27 protein-coding genes are annotated in these 20,386 nt (G+C 43.3%); 14 read left to right on the top strand and 13 right to left on the bottom strand.

The genetic code is table 11. The features are described 5' to 3' along the window. Positions 1 to 113 precede the first annotated feature (113 nt). Together FD12_RS02215 and FD12_RS02210 are read left to right on the top strand one after the other, a co-directional pair. On the top strand, positions 114 to 461 hold the full coding sequence (locus FD12_RS02215; RefSeq protein WP_054747910.1) for an ArsR/SmtB family transcription factor: 348 nt from the start codon (positions 114 to 116) through the stop codon (positions 459 to 461). Continuing rightward, entirely contained in the window at positions 451 to 1,077 is a 627-nt protein-coding gene (locus FD12_RS02210; RefSeq protein ID WP_054747912.1) for a cation efflux transmembrane domain-containing protein, read from the top strand. Before FD12_RS02215 ends, FD12_RS02210 begins: the two co-directional genes overlap by 11 nt. A 208-nt stretch (positions 1,078 to 1,285) precedes the next feature. Here the strand turns inward: FD12_RS02210 and FD12_RS02205 are convergent, their stop codons facing one another. Continuing rightward, positions 1,286 to 1,759 (bottom strand): GNAT family N-acetyltransferase, encoded by a 474-nt coding sequence (locus FD12_RS02205; protein ID WP_263862407.1) that lies wholly within the window; start codon positions 1,757 to 1,759, stop codon positions 1,286 to 1,288. Between the two features lie 61 nt (positions 1,760 to 1,820). Between FD12_RS02205 and FD12_RS02200 the strand changes: the two genes are divergently transcribed. Next, positions 1,821 to 2,339, top strand: coding sequence for an NUDIX hydrolase (locus FD12_RS02200; RefSeq protein WP_054747914.1), 519 nt, complete (start codon positions 1,821 to 1,823; stop codon positions 2,337 to 2,339). A 3-nt stretch (positions 2,340 to 2,342) separates the two neighbouring features. On the opposite strand, the gene FD12_RS02195 is transcribed toward FD12_RS02200, so the two are convergent. From FD12_RS02195 to FD12_RS02180, 4 genes are all read right to left on the bottom strand, one after another. Further along, complete coding sequence (locus tag FD12_RS02195; RefSeq protein ID WP_056981445.1) at positions 2,343 to 2,675, bottom strand: AzlD domain-containing protein; 333 nt, start codon at positions 2,673 to 2,675, stop codon at positions 2,343 to 2,345. Further along, positions 2,662 to 3,369: an AzlC family ABC transporter permease gene (locus FD12_RS02190; protein ID WP_056981443.1), complete on the bottom strand. Its 708-nt coding sequence runs from the start codon at positions 3,367 to 3,369 to the stop codon at positions 2,662 to 2,664. Before FD12_RS02190 ends, FD12_RS02195 begins: the two co-directional genes overlap by 14 nt. A gap of 338 nt (positions 3,370 to 3,707) precedes the next feature. Next, the gene (locus FD12_RS02185; protein WP_054747916.1) at positions 3,708 to 4,211 is read right to left on the bottom strand and encodes an O-acetyl-ADP-ribose deacetylase; all 504 of its coding nucleotides are present in this window, start codon (positions 4,209 to 4,211) and stop codon (positions 3,708 to 3,710) included. Beyond that, complete coding sequence (locus FD12_RS02180) at positions 4,204 to 5,547, bottom strand: replication-associated recombination protein A (protein ID WP_054747918.1); 1,344 nt, start codon at positions 5,545 to 5,547, stop codon at positions 4,204 to 4,206. Before FD12_RS02180 ends, FD12_RS02185 begins: the two co-directional genes overlap by 8 nt. Before the next feature lie 210 nt (positions 5,548 to 5,757). Between FD12_RS02180 and FD12_RS02175 the strand changes: the two genes are divergently transcribed. The 4 genes from FD12_RS02175 to FD12_RS02160 are packed head-to-tail and all read left to right on the top strand — an operon-like array spanning position 5,758 to position 8,387. Beyond that, a complete protein-coding gene (locus tag FD12_RS02175) occupies positions 5,758 to 6,621 on the top strand; it encodes an ABC transporter ATP-binding protein (protein WP_056981441.1) in 864 nt (287 codons plus the stop codon). Position 6,622: 1 nt separating this feature from the next. Next, positions 6,623 to 7,492, top strand: coding sequence for an ABC transporter permease (locus FD12_RS02170; RefSeq protein WP_054747919.1), 870 nt, complete (start codon positions 6,623 to 6,625; stop codon positions 7,490 to 7,492). Positions 7,493 to 7,515: 23 nt separating this feature from the next. Beyond that, positions 7,516 to 7,971, top strand: coding sequence for a LytTR family DNA-binding domain-containing protein (locus tag FD12_RS02165; protein WP_056981439.1), 456 nt, complete (start codon positions 7,516 to 7,518; stop codon positions 7,969 to 7,971). A gap of 8 nt (positions 7,972 to 7,979) precedes the next feature. After that, positions 7,980 to 8,387, top strand: a complete 408-nt coding sequence (locus FD12_RS02160; RefSeq protein WP_082622136.1) for a DUF3021 domain-containing protein — start codon at positions 7,980 to 7,982, stop codon at positions 8,385 to 8,387. A 50-nt stretch (positions 8,388 to 8,437) separates the two neighbouring features. Here FD12_RS02160 and FD12_RS02155 read toward each other — a convergent pair whose 3' ends face one another. Then, positions 8,438 to 8,782: a hypothetical protein gene (locus FD12_RS02155; RefSeq protein ID WP_054747924.1), complete on the bottom strand. Its 345-nt coding sequence runs from the start codon at positions 8,780 to 8,782 to the stop codon at positions 8,438 to 8,440. Positions 8,783 to 9,096: 314 nt separating this feature from the next. Then, a complete protein-coding gene (locus FD12_RS02150) occupies positions 9,097 to 9,993 on the bottom strand; it encodes a polyphosphate kinase 2 family protein (RefSeq protein ID WP_056981437.1) in 897 nt (298 codons plus the stop codon). Positions 9,994 to 10,169: 176 nt separating this feature from the next. Between FD12_RS02150 and FD12_RS02145 the strand changes: the two genes are divergently transcribed. Continuing rightward, the gene (locus tag FD12_RS02145; RefSeq protein WP_371862797.1) at positions 10,170 to 12,140 is read left to right on the top strand and encodes a M13 family metallopeptidase; all 1,971 of its coding nucleotides are present in this window, start codon (positions 10,170 to 10,172) and stop codon (positions 12,138 to 12,140) included. Positions 12,141 to 12,613: 473 nt separating this feature from the next. On the opposite strand, the gene FD12_RS02135 is transcribed toward FD12_RS02145, so the two are convergent. Together FD12_RS02135 and FD12_RS14030 are read right to left on the bottom strand one after the other, a co-directional pair. Next, positions 12,614 to 12,859 carry a hypothetical protein gene (locus FD12_RS02135; RefSeq protein WP_054747926.1) on the bottom strand — a complete coding sequence of 82 codons (246 nt, stop codon included), beginning with the start codon at positions 12,857 to 12,859 and terminating at the stop codon, positions 12,614 to 12,616. Positions 12,860 to 13,099: 240 nt separating this feature from the next. Beyond that, positions 13,100 to 13,261: a hypothetical protein gene (locus FD12_RS14030; RefSeq protein ID WP_164480507.1), complete on the bottom strand. Its 162-nt coding sequence runs from the start codon at positions 13,259 to 13,261 to the stop codon at positions 13,100 to 13,102. A 485-nt stretch (positions 13,262 to 13,746) separates the two neighbouring features. Between FD12_RS14030 and FD12_RS14025 the strand changes: the two genes are divergently transcribed. The 3 genes from FD12_RS14025 (at position 13,747) to FD12_RS02125 (ending at position 15,581) form a co-directional block, all read left to right on the top strand. Further along, entirely contained in the window at positions 13,747 to 13,917 is a 171-nt protein-coding gene (locus tag FD12_RS14025) for a hypothetical protein (RefSeq protein ID WP_164480506.1), read from the top strand. An 86-nt stretch (positions 13,918 to 14,003) separates the two neighbouring features. After that, complete coding sequence (map, locus tag FD12_RS02130) at positions 14,004 to 14,801, top strand: type I methionyl aminopeptidase (protein WP_056981430.1); 798 nt, start codon at positions 14,004 to 14,006, stop codon at positions 14,799 to 14,801. 279 nt (positions 14,802 to 15,080) lie between these two features. Then, a complete protein-coding gene (locus FD12_RS02125; RefSeq protein ID WP_054747928.1) occupies positions 15,081 to 15,581 on the top strand; it encodes a phosphatidylglycerophosphatase A family protein in 501 nt (166 codons plus the stop codon). Here FD12_RS02125 and FD12_RS02120 read toward each other — a convergent pair. Further along, positions 15,578 to 16,204, bottom strand: coding sequence for a DNA-3-methyladenine glycosylase (locus FD12_RS02120; protein WP_056981428.1), 627 nt, complete (start codon positions 16,202 to 16,204; stop codon positions 15,578 to 15,580). The two genes, FD12_RS02125 and FD12_RS02120, sit on opposite strands and share 4 nt — an antisense overlap. Before the next feature lie 46 nt (positions 16,205 to 16,250). Between FD12_RS02120 and FD12_RS02115 the strand changes: the two genes are divergently transcribed. After that, a complete protein-coding gene (locus FD12_RS02115; protein ID WP_054747929.1) occupies positions 16,251 to 16,619 on the top strand; it encodes a DUF488 domain-containing protein in 369 nt (122 codons plus the stop codon). Here FD12_RS02115 and pgmB read toward each other — a convergent pair. Both pgmB and FD12_RS02105 read right to left on the bottom strand, forming a co-directional pair. Then, positions 16,601 to 17,275, bottom strand: a complete 675-nt coding sequence (gene pgmB / locus FD12_RS02110; RefSeq protein WP_056981426.1) for a beta-phosphoglucomutase — start codon at positions 17,273 to 17,275, stop codon at positions 16,601 to 16,603. The two genes, FD12_RS02115 and pgmB, sit on opposite strands and share 19 nt — an antisense overlap. 222 nt (positions 17,276 to 17,497) lie before the next feature. Next, positions 17,498 to 17,938, bottom strand: a complete 441-nt coding sequence (locus FD12_RS02105; protein ID WP_054747930.1) for a VOC family protein — start codon at positions 17,936 to 17,938, stop codon at positions 17,498 to 17,500. 181 nt (positions 17,939 to 18,119) lie between these two features. Between FD12_RS02105 and FD12_RS02100 the strand changes: the two genes are divergently transcribed. Further along, the gene (locus FD12_RS02100; RefSeq protein WP_054747931.1) at positions 18,120 to 18,683 is read left to right on the top strand and encodes a DUF2179 domain-containing protein; all 564 of its coding nucleotides are present in this window, start codon (positions 18,120 to 18,122) and stop codon (positions 18,681 to 18,683) included. On the opposite strand, the gene FD12_RS02095 is transcribed toward FD12_RS02100, so the two are convergent. Continuing rightward, positions 18,677 to 19,537 (bottom strand): ribonuclease H family protein, encoded by an 861-nt coding sequence (locus FD12_RS02095; protein ID WP_054747932.1) that lies wholly within the window; start codon positions 19,535 to 19,537, stop codon positions 18,677 to 18,679. The two genes, FD12_RS02100 and FD12_RS02095, sit on opposite strands and share 7 nt — an antisense overlap. 200 nt (positions 19,538 to 19,737) lie before the next feature. On the opposite strand from FD12_RS02095, the gene FD12_RS02090 reads away from it, so the two are divergent. After that, positions 19,738 to 20,229 carry a hypothetical protein gene (locus FD12_RS02090; protein WP_056981423.1) on the top strand — a complete coding sequence of 164 codons (492 nt, stop codon included), beginning with the start codon at positions 19,738 to 19,740 and terminating at the stop codon, positions 20,227 to 20,229. The last annotated feature ends 157 nt before the right edge of the window (positions 20,230 to 20,386 follow it).

Raw genomic sequence — 20,386 nt, 5'->3', positions numbered from 1 at the left:
ATGATACCTTTTTTAGTGGGGCGAGGACAACTTCCACCATCGTCATTTTTAAATCAAGTGATTGCAAATCCCAGTTCATATGTTATGATCTTCATATGAAAGAAGTGACATATATGAAGACTGAATCGGATCTTTCGACTCAACCAAGCTTGATTGATTTAAAACATCTCTCCGAATCGGAACGGATTTTTAAGTTACTCAGTAATCCCACCCGGCTGCAAATGCTCAACGTGCTGGAACAGCAGGAATTAAATGTGACTGAATTAGGCGAACTCTTGAATCTGGAACAATCCGCCGTCTCTCACCAGTTGGCCCTGCTACGGAAGCATCAGTTAGTGTCCGCGAAACGGGTTGGCAAATCAAACTATTATCAATTAGATGATCCCCACATTTTAGATGTGATCAATGAAATGTTGGAACACGCGGATCACGTTATTAGGGGGAAGCAGCATGGCCAGTAACTCACCAGCAACATCGCTCGTCACCAAAAGCCTGCGTATCGAATATTTCTCAACGGCGTGGATGGCCTTCGAATTTATGGTGGGCTTTTATTCAGGCCTCAAAGCAGGTTCAATTCTGCTGATTGCTTTTGGCCTTGATAGCTTTTTAGAAATCATTTCCGGCAGCACCTTGATATGGCGGCTGCGAAAAGAAAACGCCGGCGCACCAGCAGCCGAAATTGAAAACGCGGAACGCCGATCATCGTTAATCGTTGGTAGCGTTCTATTACTGCTGTCAGTGTACGTGGTTGGGGTCTCACTCTTTAATCTGTTTGCTCACCAGGCTGCGGACACCAGTTTTTCTGGGATTGCCATCGCGATTGCATCGGTCATTTTAATGCCGGTCTTGACTTTAAAGAAACGATCACTGGGAAAATCATTACATTCAGACGCGTTAGTGGAAGATGGCATGTGCAACATCACCTGCGCTTACATGGCGGCAACCGTCTTGATTGGTGGCCTATTGACGGCCTTGTTTAACTGGTGGTGGGTTGATTCTGTCGCCGCATTAATTTTAGTTTACTTCATTGCCAGTGAAGGTTGGGAATCATTTCAGGCAGGCCGAAACCGTGACTAATCAGGGCATTTAATAAAGCGAGGCGGGGAAATCTATTGATTTTCAATCAATGATCATTCACTTAGATTGCCGTAGCTACCTAGATAAAAGCTGCGCCAAACGGCTGATCCCCGCCATTTAAGCAAAAGCGGCAGCGCATTCCAAAATCAGAATGCACTGCCGCTTTCACTTAAATTCTGGAATCAAAACGCCGATTGTCCCAGTCTTATCATATTTTCTTTGACATCCAAACGTCCGTCGTTTCAAAGCCACTCTTCTCGTAGACATGAATGGCCCGCTTATTCTGACCGAATACGTGCAGGCCAATTTTTTTGAAACCCAGATGCTCCGCTTCATCATCGATGAGTTGAAGCGCCTTGGTTCCGAATCCTTGATTTTGATACGCTGGCGAAATCGAAATATCATAGATAAAGGCCTCTTCAGAACCGGCCTTGCGTTCCGCGAGCCAGACCACCCCAACCTTGGTGTTGCCCGCCACAATTTCATAGAGGTAATGTCCCGGGGTCGATAAACCATCCGGGAGCAGTTTTTCGAATTCTTGATTGGCATTTGCCTGAGCAGTATCCTTTTCCCACGCCCCAGCTGTCACTTTTTGGTTAGCGTAATTGACAACCGCAGTTTGGCGATATCTATCAAAGTCTGATTGAGACATTTTCTCTAATTTGAGCAGAATAACAATCATCTCCTAATCAGATAGTATATTACAATATAACCAACCCTAAATAAAGAAGGCTACCCAAAAAATGACAAATACCAGCGACCATCTATACGAACTCTGGGATATATATGATCATGATCTCAACATCGTCGGAACGCAGCAACGCGACCAAGACGTGCCTACTGGCTATTTTCATCTTGTCGTCAGTGCATTTATTTTTACTGATCAAGATAAAATCATCCTACAACAACGTTCCGCAACCAAATTGAATTATCCCAATCGATGGGACTGTTCTGCTGGTGGATCCGCCTTAAAGGGTGAAAATCACCTGCAAGCAATTCATCGAGAAATCTTTGAGGAACTTGGGCTAACGATCAACGTTACTGAAAAGAACTTCATCGTGCGTCGTTATAACAGTGATTGGATTGAAGACTGGTTTGCTTTGAAAACTCATTTAACAATGGACCAACTGCGGATTCAAAAATCCGAAGTCAACCAAGTTCAGTTATTCTCATTTAACGACGCAGTGGTCCAACTACGACAATTTGGCGTCGCACCTTATACCAGTGAATTAACGGCCGCCAAAGAGTGGCACGATCAATGAAAATCACATTCCGAAAAATAACCGCAGGCATCCCAATGAAATCACGCCAACAATGACGATGACCAACAAGTTCTTCCAAATCACGGCACTGATGATGCTTGGGGCTGAAGCTAAAAAGTTGCCCCAATCAATTGATGGCAAATGACCAATATGTTGAACAAATAAATTTTCAAACCAGAGAGCAGACATAATCGCAATGGGGACAAAGCTCAAAAATTCGACCACTCCGGCTGACAATTTGAATTTTTTCAAGATGACAAAGGGTAAGATCCGTGATAGCCAAGTCACCAGACCCGTCCCGATAATCGTGAACAGCACAAAATTAAAAGAAGACATGTTTCATCACCACCCCAAACGTGCAGGCTACCAAAGTCACCAGCAGAATTAATAAACTACTTGGAATGAAAATCAATCCAAAATAAATGGCCACCAATACGAATCCAACGACAATCAATTGCAAATTAAAGTTGATTGATTTATCGGAAATTAATTGCAAATACAACAGCCCAATAAACATGGCAACTAACGCAAAGTCCAAACCAAACTTCTCAGGATTACTGATGAAGTTGCCCAACACAGCTCCTACCAGAGAAGAAACAATCCAAGTTAAGTATGAGATCACGTTTGCGGTATTAAACCAGCTAAAGTTCAGGTGATTGTCCGTGTAGTTAAGCTTGTTCATCCCCAACGCAAAACTTTCATCAGTGAGCAGTGTTCCCACCAACACATTTTTCAGGAGACTTTCTTTCTTGAAATATGGGGCCAAAGTCGTACTCATCAAAATCATCCGGGAGTTCACGAGAAACACCGAAAAGACAATTGACAACAACGGACTATGGGTTACCAGCATGCTCACGATCACAAATTGGGCAGAACCGGCATATGTAATAATTGACATCAATGTCACTAATAATGGGCTGAGTCCGGCTGCCTTGCCAACAATCCCGAAGGCAACCCCAATCCCTATGTAACCAAAAACAGTCGGCAGCGTTTCTTTGGCGCCGCTTGGAACGTTTAATTCATTGTTCATTCAGGTTCCTCCTTTAGAACATAATCTATGTAGCACCACGTTTGGATTATTTTGACTAACCTCACACGAACGTGTCCATGATACATTAATAAAATTCTAATCTGGGTCTCATTTAATGTCAACGGGAACTTGCCCTTAATTACGCTAAAAGATTAGCTATTTGCTTCTAGGAAACAACAAAAAGAGTGTTGAGCAATAAGCGGCTGACACCTGCCATTTAAGTGAAAGCGGCAATGCATTCCAAAACCAGAATGCATTGCCGCTTTCACTTAAATTCTGGGATCAAATCGCCTAGGTCCCAATCTTTTCTTTTTACATAGTCACAATTTCATGACGTATTATTGATGATCTGTCATCAGTACACGCTCAAAAGCCTCATAAGTCCCACTATCAAAACAAACCATCGTCACATCCAATGGCGCATCAAATTCTTTAATCGCATCAATTGCGATCTTGGCGGCCTGGTCTAGGGGATAATCGTAGACGCCAGTGCTGATCGACGGAAATGCGACCGTTTGACAGTCATTTTCGACCGCACGTTTCAAACTATTGACATATGAATTTCTCAATAATTGCGGTTCATTTCGGCTGCCGCCATGCCAAATTGGTCCCGGCGTATGAATGACATATTTTGCTGGTAGTTTAAATCCAGGAGTTACCTTGGCCTCACCCGTTGGACAGCCATTTAATTTGCGACAAGCCGCATCCAACTCCGGCCCGGCTGCTCTGTGAATTGCGCCGTCAACACCGCCACCACCAGACAAAGCTGTGTTAGCGGCATTCACGATCGCATCAACTTTCATCGTGGTGATATCGCCCTTCATTAATTTGAAATTAGCCATCGTTATCTCCTCCTTGTCGGTGAACCTTTTCCCAATGCTTAATCTGTTCCAACCGTTTCTTGAAGCGAATTTCGTTTCCTTGCTCAGTCGGCTCATAGTAAGTCTGGCCAACCAATGAATCCGGCATGGTTTGCATCGTGGTCAACTTGTCTTTGGCCTCATGGGCGTATTGATAACCCTTGCCATAGCCCAACTCACTCATCAAATCAGTTGGGGCGTTTCGCAATTGCAGGGGCACTGGTTCGTTGATTGAATGCTTCACATCTGTTTCGGCTTTGGTGACGGCTTTATAGACCGCATTGGACTTCGGTGCCAGGGACAAATAAATAACCGCTTCAGTCAAATGCACGTTACACTCCGGCATCCCCAAAAATTGGCAGGCTTGAAAGACGTTAATTGCGACATTGAGCGCATTGGTATCAGCCAGCCCAATATCTTCGCTGGCAAACCGCACCAGCCGCCGAGCAATATACAGCGGGTCTTCGCCGCCGCTCAACATCCTGGATACCCAATACACTGCGGCATCTGGATCACTATTTCGCATGGACTTATGAACCGCAGAAATTAAATTGTAATGTTCTTCGCCATGCTTATCATACAGAAATGATTTGGTATTCATTAATTGATGGAGACTGTCGGCGGTCACCTTAACTTGGTTGCCAGTCTTGTCACCGTTATTAACGGCCATTTCCAGGGTATTCAAGGCAACCCTGGCATCCCCATTGGCAAATTCAGCGATCGTCTTAATGGCCGGCTCGCTAATTTCAATTGCCTGCTTCGGAAATGCCGCTGGATTCTTCAAGGTCTGATGAATCAACTGCACAATATCTTCAACTTTGAGGCCGTGGAGGACGAACACCTTACACCGTGACAAGAGTGCTGAATTAATTTCAAACGATGGATTTTCAGTCGTGGCCCCAATCAGCGTGATGCTGCCCCGTTCGACAAAGGGCAAAAAGGCATCCTGTTGGGCCTTATTAAATCGGTGGATTTCATCAACGAAGACAACTGTCTTGCCGCCCATTTCCCGGTTAGCTTCAGCGTACTTCATGATGTCACGAATTTCTTTGATCCCGCTGGTGACGGCACTAAAGGTAATAAATTTCGCCTGGGTCTTCTTGGCAATGATCTCAGCCAAAGTTGTCTTCCCAACGCCCGGCGGCCCCCAGAAAATCAATGACGGCAGCTGGTCGCTTTCGATGATTTCACGCAGCACTTTACCCTTTCCTACCAATTGCTCTTGGCCAACAAATTGGTCCAAAGTCGTCGGTCGGACTCGATAAGCCAGCGGTTGATTGGCTTTGCTGCTGCCGGCAAATAACGATTCCTGCTTCAAAAAATCCACCTCCTAATTTGATATAGAACATATGTTTGTGTTTGCTAAGTTCATTATAACTGAACCTCATTTATATGTTAATACTAATCCTTCTCACATTTCATGGGGCCATTTTAACCACTCATCTTCTTAAAGCCACCACTTAACGAAATTTCGCGCTATTTTATCGGTTGACCTGTTAATATTTGCGGTGTAAGGGAGATGACCTCGATGATTATTCAAACAAAAGAGCTCACCAAAACATTCGGCGAAACGGTCGCTGTTAATCATATCAACATGTCAATTCATGAGGGCAGCCTGACCGCGATTTTGGGGCCGAATGGAGCTGGAAAAACAACCACCATGTCAATGCTCACCGGCTTGCTCAAGCCCACCTCAGGAACAATTGGCCTTAATGCGAACACTAAGATTAGCATGGTCTTCCAACAAAGTATCCTCGATAACCAACTTTCAGCCTATGAAAATCTGGTCATCCGCAGCCATATGTATCGGCCAGCAACCGCTGATCACCTTGATTTCTTGATTGAAAAGATCGGCCTCAAACCGTTCATCAAGCAAAGATATGGCAGCTTATCAGGCGGTCAGAAACGACGGGTGGACATTGCCCGCGCGTTGATCAACCAACCGGACATTTTATTTCTAGACGAACCGACTACTGGGTTAGATATCCAAACCCGAGAGGCCATCTGGAACTTATTACATTCCCTGCAGGAAGATCGGGGGCTCACCGTCGTTTTAACCACCCATTATCTGGAAGAAGCCGACCACGCCGACGAAGTTTATATCATTGATCATGGCAATGTCATTGCGGAGGGATCTGCTGCCGCAATTCGGGAACGCTACTCCAAGAATCAATTAACTTTGCGGAGTTCAGATCCACAAAAAATCATTAAGCAAATCCCCACCACCATGAAATTTGTTCAGGATAAAGAAGCGATTGTCTGTTTTCCAACAAGTACGACGGCCACAATTGAGTTGCTCGCAAAAATCCCCAGTGATCTCAGTGGGTTTGAATACCGCCCCGGTACGATGGACGATGCCTTTCTCAATTTGACTGGAAGGGAGATGCGTTAAGATGTTGTCATTATGTAAAAGAAATTTACTGCTCTATTTTCGGGACAAATCGGGCGTCTTCTTTTCGATTCTCGGCGCGATGATTTCACTTGTCCTCTATGTGATTTTCATCAAAAAAAGTATGCTGGCTGAATGGTCTCAAGTTCCCGGAGCCAAGCAATTGTTAGATCTGTGGTTAATTGGTGGCACCCTGGCGATTACCGCAGTAACTGCTACGCTGGCTTCATGGGGGCAATTCGTGAAAGATGAAGAGCACAATGTCCTCAAAGATTTTTATTTAACTGACATTTCCCCGTTTCGACTTAAAATGAGTTACATGCATAGTGCCGGCATCATCGGCTTTATGATGCAACTCATCATGCTGGCAATGATGCTGGCCTATTTCAATGTCACTGACAACTTAGCGATTCCCTGGTCAAAGCTTTCGGCAATCATCCTTGTGGCCTTCTTGAGTTCCTATTTAGCCGTCATTCTCAATATGCTCATCACTCAATTTGTCCATAAGGTAGACACGTTTAGTCGGCTCAATTCGATCATCGGAACAGCAGCTGGATTCCTAATTGGGACTTACATTCCAATCGGCGCCCTACCCAATTTTGCCCAAATCTTGATCAAGCTCACACCACCGGCTTACGTTGCCGCCATCTATCGCCAAATCCTAATGGGTGATAAAATTAAGGCAGCCTTTAAAGCACCGGTTTACGAAGATAATTTCAACAAATTAATGGGTGTCAAATTAAGTTGGTCGCACCTGTTAAGCCTGACTGCCACTTCAGAAATCTTATTCATCGTATTTTGGGGTAGTATTTTCCTGATTTTCATGACAGAATTGGTTAAGAGGAAGCAAAGCGCGATTGATATCATCAAATAATTCTGGATTAAGGGACTCGCTATATGGAAATTCACTTTCAAAAAAATGAACAGTTAAAGAACGACGAAATCGACGTGACCGTAACTGCTAAGGAACGGTCACCCAAGGTTGATGCCTTATTGGCGCACCTGAAAAGCTACGAGTCCTTGCCGCCAACCGTCATCCCGATTAAATCAGAAGATCATGTTGTCCTGCTAAAACCCCAAGATATTATTTTAATCGATGTCACCGGCAACGATCTCCTGATCTACGCCAAGCAAACGGTTATCAAGTCAAAAGGCCGGCTGTATGCGCTGGTTGCCAAGTTGAATAACCCGAATTTTGTTCAAATATCCAAACACGCTGTCATCAACTTGGATCATTTGCTTTCACTGGAAGATAGTTTTGCTGGTGGTATGACGGCTTTTTTAACTGGAGATTTAAAAACCAGCGTTAGCCGGAAATACCTCGGATTACTTGAACAACGGTTAGGATTGTGAGAATTAATATGAAATCATTAAAAATGAGCTTAAAATTCTTTTTTGAAGGTGTCGAAATTGGCTCGGCCATCTACCTAATTATCCTGATGATCGGTCTGCAGGCTTCAAGCCCAACACCACTGAATATTGCTAGCATTATGTTAATGGGCGGTTTGGTGGGGTTATGCTCATGGCTATTTACATTTGAAAATATTCGCTTTTTGACCGCTTTTGCCATTCACTTTGTGTTCACCTTTATCTTGGTCATGATCATGATGGCAGTTAATGGCTGGCTTATTTGGCACAGCCCAACTTTTTGGCTTGAAATTATCATTTTTTATTTGGTCGTTTATGCAATTGCCTGGGCATTAGTCAGAATTGGTAGTTATACCAAACTCAAGCGGATCAACGACGCCCTGAAAAAAAGAAATCAATAAAAGACGACCATCGATTTTCTCGGTGATCGTCTTTTATTGACGCTTCATAATTATAACTTGGTATCAATTAAATCTGCTGCCATGTGGAATACATCGGTCAACGACATATTCTTATCGGCAAACTTCTTGTTCAATAGTAACTGTCTGAAGTCTTCGATTGAAATGTTCTCGCGGTCCTTTATTGGGAATCCTTGACCAGAGAATGAACCGGTCGTCAAAGTCACAACCAGGCCATCTCGACTATCCAGCCGAACACCATATTCCTCGAAGTAATAACCGTCATCATAATTACCAGTTAATTGCTTGTGATTCTTGAAATAATCTGTAATGAATTCGTGGAATTTCTCTTTTGAGTTAACGACGTCTTTCCATTCTGTTTGAGTAGTAGCTGCCATACTAAAGCTTCCTTTCCCTCTATAAACAAACTTAGTACAAATCAATAACACTCGTAAAATGGTTTAGAAATGTAAATGAATGTTCCTATCTCACTTACAATTTTCATTCTAAACACTTCGAGCCCGATTTCAAGGGAAAGTGTCGATGTAAACGTTGCCAGTTTTGAATTTGTAACATCCAAAAAATTAACCGTTTTCAGAAAATAAATGAAAAAATCATGATATCGCTGGTCCACCCTACTCCGCCTACAATGAAGTCGAATTAGAGGATACGTCATCATTTATTGAATGGGAAAACCGCTTTACTCCGCTCACTAATTGTTTTTCAATTCCTCCAACGCTTCCTCCAGCTTCTGCTTTTCGGCATCATCCAAATCTGGATAACTCAACGGTAAATCCTTCATCCGCTGATCGATAATATCCGACACACATAATCTGGAATACCACTTATCGTCTGATGGGATCACATACCAGGGATTCTTCTTACTAGATGTATGATTAATTGCGTCTTCATAAGCTTTTTGATAATCATCCCAATAACGACGTTCACGAATATCCGCCGATGAGAACTTCCAGTTGTGATCCGGCAAATCAATTCGTCTGCGGAAACGGTCCTTTTGTTCGTCCTTAGACATATGTAAGAAGAATTTCAGGACCAGGAAGCCATTTCGAGTTAAGTAATCTTCAAAGAAATTGAAATCTTTGAACCGATCTTCATAAAACTTGTCGTCAACTTGATTCAATTTGGTGATGCCACCAATATGCGCATCGACAATTAACTGTGGGTGAACCCGGCTGACCAAAACATCTTCATAATAAGAACGGTTAAAAATACCGATCATCCCCCGCTCAGGCACATGGCGATGAACCCGCCAAAGATAATCATGAGAGAGCTCAATACTGGTTGGCTGCTTGAAGCTGGTTACTTCACAGCCCTGCGGATTAATGCCACTCAAAATATGGCGAATCATGCTATCCTTGCCAGCGCCATCCATGCCCTGAATGATGACCAGCACGCCGTAGTGAGTCTGAGCGTATAGCTTGCCTTGTAAATCTTGCAAAGTCTCAATGTTTTTTTCGATGCGGGCCTTAATATCGTCTTTTGACAATTTTTCGTCCACTGCTGCCGTTGACGCTTTATTGATTTTAAATTCCGTTTTTCCTGTGTATCTAAACGATTTTTCACGATCAAAGATTTTTTTATTATCCATTGTGTAATCCCCTCAGTTTGTGATTGATATTTTAAGTTGTTTTGTGAGATAGGATTCTTCTCGCTTACAAACTAAATCTAACACAAATCAAACGGAATGGCTCAGATACTCACATTTACTTCTCGTTTTGAGTATACTGGTTACATAGTCTGAGTTACAAAAAAGGAGGAATCAGTTTGGATAAATTTGTTCGCGCAACCGAAGTAACCGGTGGCAATTCTGATCAGCCAACCGACGATTCAATCGACACTGCATTATTAAAGGATGACCTTTACAAGGCCGTTAACGGCAGATGGGAAAAGACGGCTCAAATTCCCGCCGATCATTCTTCAACCGGTGGCTTCATGGATCTGAACGATAACATCGATAAGCAGTTAATGGGTGACCTTGACGAAATTATTGCGACCAAGAAGTCCTATGATGGCCCCTTCGCTGAATTTTTGAAGCTGTATGAATTAGCCAGGAACTTCAAAAAGCGGGACGCCGATGGTGCTAACCCCGTTAAGCCTTATCTAGAGAAGATTGAAAGCCTCTCTGATTTTGACGACCTCAACAATCAGTTAGTTGACTTAACTAAAGCCGGCTTCCCACTGCCAATCGGCTTTGGGGTTGAGCCAGACATGAAGAACACCAAAGTAAACGCGCTGTTTGCCGGTGCCCCCGGCCTCTTTCTTCCTGATCGAACTTATTATGAGAACCACAACCCGGCCTATCAACAACTGATGCCAATCTTTACCAAGATGGTCAGTCAGCTCTTTGTCCTGGCCGATTATAGTAGCAGTGAAGCCGATGAAATTGTTGAATCGGCCAAGAAGTTTGATGCCGCCATCGCGCCTCATGTAAAATCTGCGGAGGAATCAGCCGATTACAGTAAGATGTACAACCCGATGGCTTTTGATAAATTTGCCCAATCGAGCTCGCATTTTGACTTTACGAAGCTCGCTGACGGCTTGTTTGACGAAACACCAAAACAAGTGATCGTCACTGAGCCGAAATACTATCAGGCTTTGGATACAATTACCAACGATGACACCTTCAACGATATGAAAAATTGGATGCTGGTTAACATGATCACCTCAGCTGCCGGTTATTTGTCAGAGGAATTCCGCCAGACTGGTTCCACCTTTAGCCGCGCATTGTCTGGTAAAAAAGAAGCCACCCCACAGAAGAAATCTGCGTTCTATTTGGCATCCGGTACTTTTGGCCAAACGATCGGTGACTACTACGCCAAGAAATACTTCGGCCCCAAAGCCAAAGCAGACGTTGAACACATGGTTAAAAATATGATTAGCGTCTATGAAGATCGCCTGCAAGCAAATACCTGGTTGGGAAAAGCAACACGGGAAAAAGCCATTTTAAAGCTCCAAAAGCTGGAGCTTCAAGTGGGCTACCCGGATCACATTGATCAGTTGGAATACAAATTTAAAGTCACCCCTGAAAATGAAGGTGGGACTTTATTTGATGACATGACTAAGATCGGTGAAGTCGCCCTGGCCGATAACTTTGCCAAATTAGGCAAGCCGGTCGATCGAACCAAATGGGAAATGAGCGCTGCTACGGTGAACGCCTATTACGAACCATTCAAGAACATTATTGTTTTCCCAGCGGCTATTTTGCAGGCGCCATTCTACAGTTTGAAGCAAACGTCCAGCCAAAATTACGGCGGGATTGGCGCGGTCATTGCCCACGAAATTTCCCATGCTTTTGATAACAATGGGTCGTTGTTTGATGAACTCGGTAATTTGAATAACTGGTGGACCAAGGAAGATCACGAATACTTCTCCAAGTTGGCCGACAAGATGGTCAAAGAATTTGACGGGATTGAATTCGCTGGCGGCAAGGTCAACGGTAAGCTGACGGTATCGGAAAATATCGCTGACGCTGGTGGCTTGAGCTGTGCCAACGAGGCCGCCAAGAACGAAAAAGATTACAACTTGTACGACTTCTTCATCAACTGGGCAAAGATCTGGCGAATGAAGGCAACCAGCCAGTATAAGCAATTACTGCTAAATATAGATGTCCATGCCCCAGCAGAATTGCGAGCTAATGTTCAGGTTAAGAATTTGGATGACTTCTATTCCACCTTTGAAGTTAAACCCGGTGATGGTATGTATTTGAAGCCGGAAGATAGGGTGAAAATCTGGTAGAGTGCGACTACACATCGGTAGTTTCCGGAGCATAACTGGTAAATGATCATTGATCGGTGCTTTTTCCGATCAGTGATCATTTTCAGTTATGTGCAGGAAACTGATGTGTTGAGCACGTTTAGTGAGCGGATCCAAGCGGTTAGAGATCGGAGTGTAAGTCGCCTCGAACGGAAATTCCGGTTTTTGGAATTTTTGATTGAGGTGCTTACATGCAGATCTCTGCTTGGAGGAGCTGTCCTAAAATGAGTGAGCGGAGTAAAGCGGTTAGAAGTCGGAGCGTAAGTCTCCTCGGAGGAAAATTCCCGGTTTTGGAATTTTTCTTCGAGGTGCTTACGTGCAGACTTCTGCTTTACGCAGCTGTCCTACTCCGTGTAGCACCAGAAACGCCACTCCTTCCAACTACAAATCAAAAAAATAACGATCAATCCTCCATCTAAAAAAGGATCGATCGTTATTTTGTCTCATCCAAGAAACTAATCTTTCATAGCCCACACATAACCGCCGACTACCAAGACGATCCCCACAGCTATCAACGATCCCGCCAAATAATGAGCTTGATAAAACATGCTGTAACAAATGATTCCGGCTCCCGCAACCATTGCCGAAACAATCACAGAGGCTAATAACGTCTTTAGAAATGAATTAGGTCGCCAAATACCATTGACACCCATGTTGATTGAAAACATAATCAACCAAGAAATAAGAAATGTCCACGACATGTTATCACCTCTTGAGCCACAATGTATCCACAGTATTAAAAATTTGGCCCAAGTATACTACCTTTGCGCTTGGCGTCAAGATACATGTTCCTTATCAGTTAAAGAAGCCCCACAAAGTTGATTCAGGTCAACTTTGTGGAGCTTCTTGTTGTTACTAGTATTTAAAATCAAAAAACATTCATTAATCAGTAAGTATGATGACTTTAGACCAATTGTATTAATATAGCTGCTGCTAACTCACTACTTCTTCACATAATAATCAACCGCACTAATCAACGCTTCCAAAAACATCCCGATCACCATCAAATACATGACAATCATATTCATGCCCATGTAAAGCAAAATACCCATCACAAAATATAGGCAAACAAAGAACCAACGTAACCAAATATTGTGGACCATGTGGGATCACTCCCCCTCTTTATGTAGTTTTTAGTTGTGCAATTTCCGCAGAAGCCCTGAATAATTGATCATTTCCGGGAAGATACCCCCAAGCAGAATCTTCCACTGGTGAACGGCTGGTGGCTTTTGTGGGCAACCTTGCAGAATGGTGCTTCGCAAAGCAAAAGTTTGCACATAAGCACTAACCTGTCAAAACTTCTAGACAACATTGCAGAATAGTGCTCCACAAAGCAATAACCTGCACATAAGCACCCATAGTGTAAGCCCAAAGCCCAGGGCTTACACTATGGGAGACTTATGTTCCGGTTATTAACCGCTTTGTTACGCACACTTTCTACTTTAGAACCATTCCAACTTAAAAACAAATCAATTGTTATTTTTCACCATCAAATGTAAACTGGAAAGCGTTAATATATATTTCATGTAAACGACGCATTAATGATATATAATATATATAAAGAGTACCAAACCAGTGAGGTGATAGCATGAAACTAACAGAATATCTTCATGACCAACTGCAGTTTTTGAATGAGCAAATGAGTTCCGCTAAAAAAGACAAAGACGAAACCATGCAGTACTTGGTTGACTCTAAAATCACGGAAGTTAAATTAATTCTTGAAGCCTTGCAAAAGGGCATCATCGACGAGATGAGTTAAAAAGTGGCCGCTTGGCCATTTTTTATGTTTTAATAGGTATTAGGCTTTATGAGTTATTTCAATCAAAATAAAAGGAAGTAAAGTAATTGATTACATTAAAATCACCACGTGAAATTGAAAAAATGGCTGAATCAGGTGCCGTTCTTGCCGGAGTTCATAAGGAACTTCGTAAGATGATCAAGCCTGGTTTGGATACCTGGGACATTGAACTGTTCGCCCGTCGCTACATCAAGGAACACAATGCTTATCCCTCAGAAATGGGCTTTGATGGCTATAAATTTGCCACTTGTATCTCCATTAACGAAGAAGTTGCCCACGGAATTCCACGTAAGGGCTTAAAGCTCAAGAATGGTGATGTCCTCAAAGTTGATATGTGTGTCAACAAGGACGGCTTTGAAAGTGATTCTTGCTGGACTTACGCAGTTGGCGACGTTTCAGATGAAATTAAGAAGTTAATGGAAGTGACTCGCAAGGGCCTCTACCTTGGAATTGACCAAGCTGTCATCGGCAACCGTTTAGGTGACATTGGTGCTGCAATCCAGACTTACGTTGAAGATGAGAACCACATGGGTGACGTTCGAGAGTTAATCGGCCATGGAATTCAACCATCAATCCATGAAGCACCAAACGTTCCGGCTTATGGTGTCCCAGGTCAAGGTCTTCGTCTTAAAGAAGGCATGACCATCACCATCGAGCCAATGGTCAACACGGGTACTTGGGAAATCAAGGACCGTTACGACAAGAAGGATGATTGGACTTATTACGTATCAGCTGATGGCACCCCATCTGCCCAGTATGAACATACCTTGGCAATCACCAAGGATGGTCCGAAGATCTTGACTTCACAAGATCCAGATATCGACAAAAAATACTTGCTAAACTAGTCTGACAATCACGATCGACTGGTTGCAACCAATTAATAAAACCCAACGCATTCCAAGCCGGAATAGTTGGGTTTTTCATTAAACACTAAAATGATAAGTGGCTTAAATTGGGGAGTAATCAATTGTCTGCTGTCTCCAACATTAAGCCATTCATTTCACTTGTCCCCTGGATAATCATGATCAGTATCGCCTGTGAGCTGGCATCCCCATTTTTGTAATCCTATCATTAATACTTTATAACCAACTTGTTTTATAATTGTGAGAGGAAGGACTGATTACATGAACAATAAAGATTTTAAGTTTCCAGACACCGCCGCATATAATTTTGTCATTGATGCTTTAAAATCACGGGGCGTCACCCCTGAAGATATTTCGAAAATGGCCTACAAGCTACAGAAAACGTACATCCCTGACATCTCCATGGAAGAAGTCAGGAAAGACACCACGGATGTGCTTCATAAGCGAGAAGTGCTGAACAACGCAATGGTCGGCCTTGAGCTTGATCGTTTGGCAACCCAGGGTCTTCTCAAAGAACCCTTGGAAAGCATTGTCATGAATGACTCGGGTGTCTTTGGCGTCGACGAAGGGATTGCCCTCAACATCGCCAATATCTACGGCACCATTGGGATCACCAACTATGGCTACGTTGATCGTGATAAGAGCGGCGTCGTTAAAAAGCTGGACGAAGAAAAAGATGGCACCTCCAATACCTTTATCGACGATATTGTCGGTGCCATCGCCAGCGCAGTTTCGGCAAAGATTGCTCACCGGAATAACTAACGCCAGCCAAAATTTTCTAAGTCCACGTCACGTTTTTTAATTCCCGAAACATAGGGATTGCCTTTAACAAAATATCTCAGCGGCTTGGTCGCCCAATCGCCCTGATTAGCAACCCCAATTCGATTTGATGCTTCAATCGCTGCGGGGATTTTTTGGGTTTGTTTATCGATATTCAACTGACAATCACCAAAGATTTCGAAGTTCATTTTCTTATCGTCAATCCCAAACGCCTCCATCAATTTGCCAGGTCCATTGGTCAAATTGACCCCGGATTTGTCCCGATTGGTCAGCATAATATCTTCACCAATTGTCGGTTGGATTGCTCGAATCAAAATCCCTTGGGGCACGTCCTGTTCTTGGGCGGCCACATCCAGCAAGTAACGCCCGTGGATCGAATAAATATAAACAGTGCCCGGCGGTCCGTAAAGCGGTTCGTTGGATGCCGTTCGCCTGCCTTTAAACGCATGAGCTGCAGAATCCTGCTGCCCCATGTAGGCCTCGGCTTCGACAATCCAACCGCCGACCCTGCCTTTAGGAGAATCATATGTAAGCAGCATCCCCAAAATGGCTTTGGTGAGTTGACCAGTTGGGGCACTGGCGTAAAATGGATCAGATTTACTCAAATTTAAACATCCCTTTAATAAAAAATAACTACAAGGAGATTCTATAATGGAACTTAAACTAGAACGAATTTATGATAAGCCTCAAGACATGTCTGGTTACCGCATCTTGGTTGACCGCTTATGGCCACGGGGAATTTCGAAGGTCAATGCGAAATTAGATGAGTGGGAAAAAGAAATTGCCCCTTCAAAAGAGCTGCGGTCCTGGTTTTCCCATGATCCAGAAAAGTTCCCGGCCTTCAAAGATAAATACGTGGCAGAACTTAATCAAAATCCTCAAACAGCTGACTTTATCAAGCTCATCAACGACAAGCTCAAAGCCGGCAACGTTATCTTGTTATACGGAGCCAAGGATCGTGAAAATAATCAGGCGGTCGTTTTGAAACAATATCTTGAGCATCACTTAGGCCAAGCCTGACGAATATTTTCAAGGGTCAGTTCTTTAGTGGAGGTAAAATTGATGTCTGCCTCGTGTAGAATCTTCGGGTCACCAACGCCGATCGACACCACGTGGGCGGCATTAATTGATTCAACGCCGACGACCCCATCATCGATACCGATACATTCTTCCGGTCTTAGATGAATCATTTCAGCTGCCTTTAAAAAAACATCCGGTGCTGGCTTGTTATGCTTGAGCTTGGTGATATCGACAATGAGCGGAAAATAGTCCTCCAAGTCGAGTTTTTTAATTTCTTTTGGGGCATTGGCAGACGCGGAAGCAATAATCATTTGGTAGTGATTTTGTTTAAGTTCAGCCAAAAAATTGTGAATTCCCGGTAAAATATCACCTGGATTCATTTTGTCCAGCATGGTTTGATAAATCGCGTTCTTTTTATCTGCCAGCCGTTCTTTTTCTGCATCAGAAAATTGGTCGAGTTGACCGCCAACCTTTAAGATCTCATTGAGTGAATCAATTCGATCCCGCCCCTTAATCGCTTCTTCAAGCTCAGCACTCCAGGCGATCCCAAGAAATTCTGCAACCTCTCGCCAAGATTTACTATGGTAGCGCCACGAATCAGTCACGATGCCATTTAGGTCGAACAAAACGCCTTTGATGTTATCAAATTCGCTCATCGGATTCATCTCCTGTCTAAAGTGGTGAAGTAAAGCCATAAATTAATAATAAGCCTGATTGTGAGGGAACACCACTTTTTGGTTCGCAGTTGAGCAGGCAAAAGACACCTGAAAAGTCTCAGTACCTATGATATAAGGCAGAAAGACCAACAATGAACAAAATCGTCCATCAGTGGTCCTTCTGCCTTATTTTTTAAGCGTCCTTCAGATCTAATCAGGCAGTTACTTTTTGCCTTCAAATATCCAAGTCACGCCATATTTATCAACAACTTGTCCGTACTTATCGCCGGAGGATTTCTTTTCAAAGGTGACAATGACCTTGACTTCCTCCGATGCCACAACTTGTTTATATAAATCCTCCAAGTCATTGGCAGCATCCGAATCGTGTAAATCGACTTGCAACATTAATGATATAAGTGATGATATCACCGGCTTGCCCATAAAGCTGTCGGCGCAATCAACTTCTTGCCCCAATATCTTAAAGCTTGCCCGCAATGTTAAATCATCGAGGTTAACGTCTTCGTTTAATGACATCTCTTCCGCTTGTTTTTCAGTCGGTGCCTGACGGGTTACGTCGGTGACACCAAATACCCGTTGATAATAGTCGAGGGCACTTTTTGTATTTTCAAAGGTTAGATATGGAATTAATTTGGTATTATTCATTAAGTCAGCAACCCTTACTTTAAGATATTATACAAAATTTAGAATACCGTTAATTACGATAGTTGTCAATGTTAACAAGAGGCCCGAACGTTGCTACTAAGGTTTTGAATGCATTATTTAAGTAACATATTACCCAAAAGTGATACACTATTCACTAAATACAGTGGGAGGAATAAATTCAATGAAACTTGCGATCACAATTTTTATTTTAAACGCTTTATACATTTCGATTAACACATTTAGAACGATGCTGGTTGTAAAGGGCCACCAATACTTGGCGCCAATTGTGGCGGTGGTTGAGGAATTCGTCTACGTAATGGCCTTGGCAATCGCCCTGCAGCACATTGACAGTCCCTTAAACATCGCGGCTTATGCGATTGGATTTGGGGTTGGGATTTATATTGGGATCATCATTGAAGATAAGATTGCTTTGGGCTACGTTAACTTCGAAGTAACCGTCCAAATTGATCCCACCAATCCAATTCATGCCCACAACGAAGAATTGGCCGAACACCTGCGAGATCTTGGTTATGGCGTCACCGTCAGCCGGGCTCAGGGTCGTTCCGGCGCCCGCTTGGTTCTCAGTATTTTGGCCCCACGGAAAGCTGACCGCCGCTTGATGGAACAAATTCAGGAACTCTCTCCGGATGCGTTCATCATGGTTCAAGAACCGGTTCAACTTTCAGGTGGCTTCTGGAGCAAGGAAGTCGACCGCCGATATCACCACGTGAATAAAAATCATTGATCATCGTCGTCAAATAAACCGAGTTGCTTCAAATTGTGTTCAATGTCTTGAACCGATTTTTCAGTATCATGACTTGGTTTAAGATCGGTCTCATGCGTCTTGGATGAAGCGGGCTTGGCAGCCGGTTGAGAAACTGGTTGTCGCTGACTGGCAGTTTGAGGCGCTTTTGCTTTCATTTTGTCCATGGTTTCATTTAGCAGCCGATCAACGAATACGTTGCCTTCGTTGTCCGCATGCCCCTTCGTCCAATATAGTGACAAATGCGGAAAGTTCCGCAGCTCTTGAGCCAATGAGCGCCACAATTCCTTATTTTCAAGCTTTTGTCCCCCACTACGCGTCCAACCACGTCGCTGCCAGCCCTTGAGCCAATTTTTGTTAATGGCATTTAGGACGTATTTGGAATCTAAAACCGCATGGATGTGGCTGTCTTGAAGATCATGAGCATTGAGGTAGGCAAGGGCTTCATAAAGGGCCATGATTTCCATCCGATTGTTCGTCGCTCCAAATTCACCACCGGAGTCTGAAAACCGATTGGTCGGCGTTACAATCAGGTATGCCCAAGCTGCTTTATCATTAGATTTGACATGGCCGCCCTTCACGTTGCCGTGATTTCTGGCCCCACCATCCGTATACAGAATAATGTCGTCTGTGTCAGCGGTCGGAAATTTGACATCCGGTTTGCCAGATTGATGAGAAGTTGACGATAATTGGCCATTGAGAAATTGCTCGGCTTCAGATTTTATTTTGAAGCTCTTATATTTGGCGCCTGGATAGCCTTTGACCTGTTTTTCAGCAGCATCCCAGGTTGTAAAGATCCCAGTCTGCCGGCCTTTTCTTACTGCGTAATATTTCATTTAAATTGGTTCTCCTACTTGAATTTAGTCTCCACAATCTTAAATCTTACCATGTCTGCTGCAGTTAACATAGTCGACCGATGCCGACACACTGTATAAAAATGCTGATTAATTTGTTAATTATTAATTATAATGTTTCTATCTACTTTCCAATTAGATAAATCTATGCGAAAATAGATTATAAAAGGGGGCAAAATTTTATGACCCAAACTAAAGCCACATTGATCTCGGTAACGGAGGCAACCGCCCTCTTAAAGGACCGCTCAGATCAAATAAATGAACGTTTCCCTCAACTGAAAAATAAGGGCAAGTACATTTTACCTGATTATCGGTTGACGCGTAAACGTGAAGCGTTCAAAATTCGCAAACATACATTTTTGCAGCGGCATGCCCGCTCGTATGTTGCGTTCGATTCAGAAAACGGTCAAACGCTCTGGATGCATAATTTCCCAAGCTTAACAGAATCACTCTTTTGGTTGGACACAGGACTTAAGCCAACTGATACGGATACGAACACCTCGTATAAGCAGTGGAAAAGTCAGCACGAAGATGACATCAATGCGCTCAAAGACATTCTGAGGGAACGTTCCAGAAGGCGAAAGGAAGCAGCGGCTGCCAAAAAAGCAGCAGCAAAAAAGCCAGCGGTACCAAAGAAGTCACCAGCTTTAATGAAAAAGTCGAAAAAATTATAGCATGGACTTCAAGCCGGTTCGTTTCTTATCTTTGAAACAATCGGGATGAAAAGCGCTTTGATCCCAGAATTTAAGTCAAAAAAGTAATGCATTCTGATTTGTGAACTGAACCCCTTGAATTGGAGAAATCTAATTCAAGGGGTTTTATTATGTTTTC

It is taken from the genome of Lentilactobacillus rapi DSM 19907 = JCM 15042 (genome assembly GCF_001436255.1).
Taxonomy (GTDB): Bacteria; Bacillota; Bacilli; order Lactobacillales; family Lactobacillaceae; genus Lentilactobacillus; species Lentilactobacillus rapi.
Note: the sequence above shows the minus strand (reverse complement) of the source record. Positions and strands in the feature narration are given on the sequence as shown.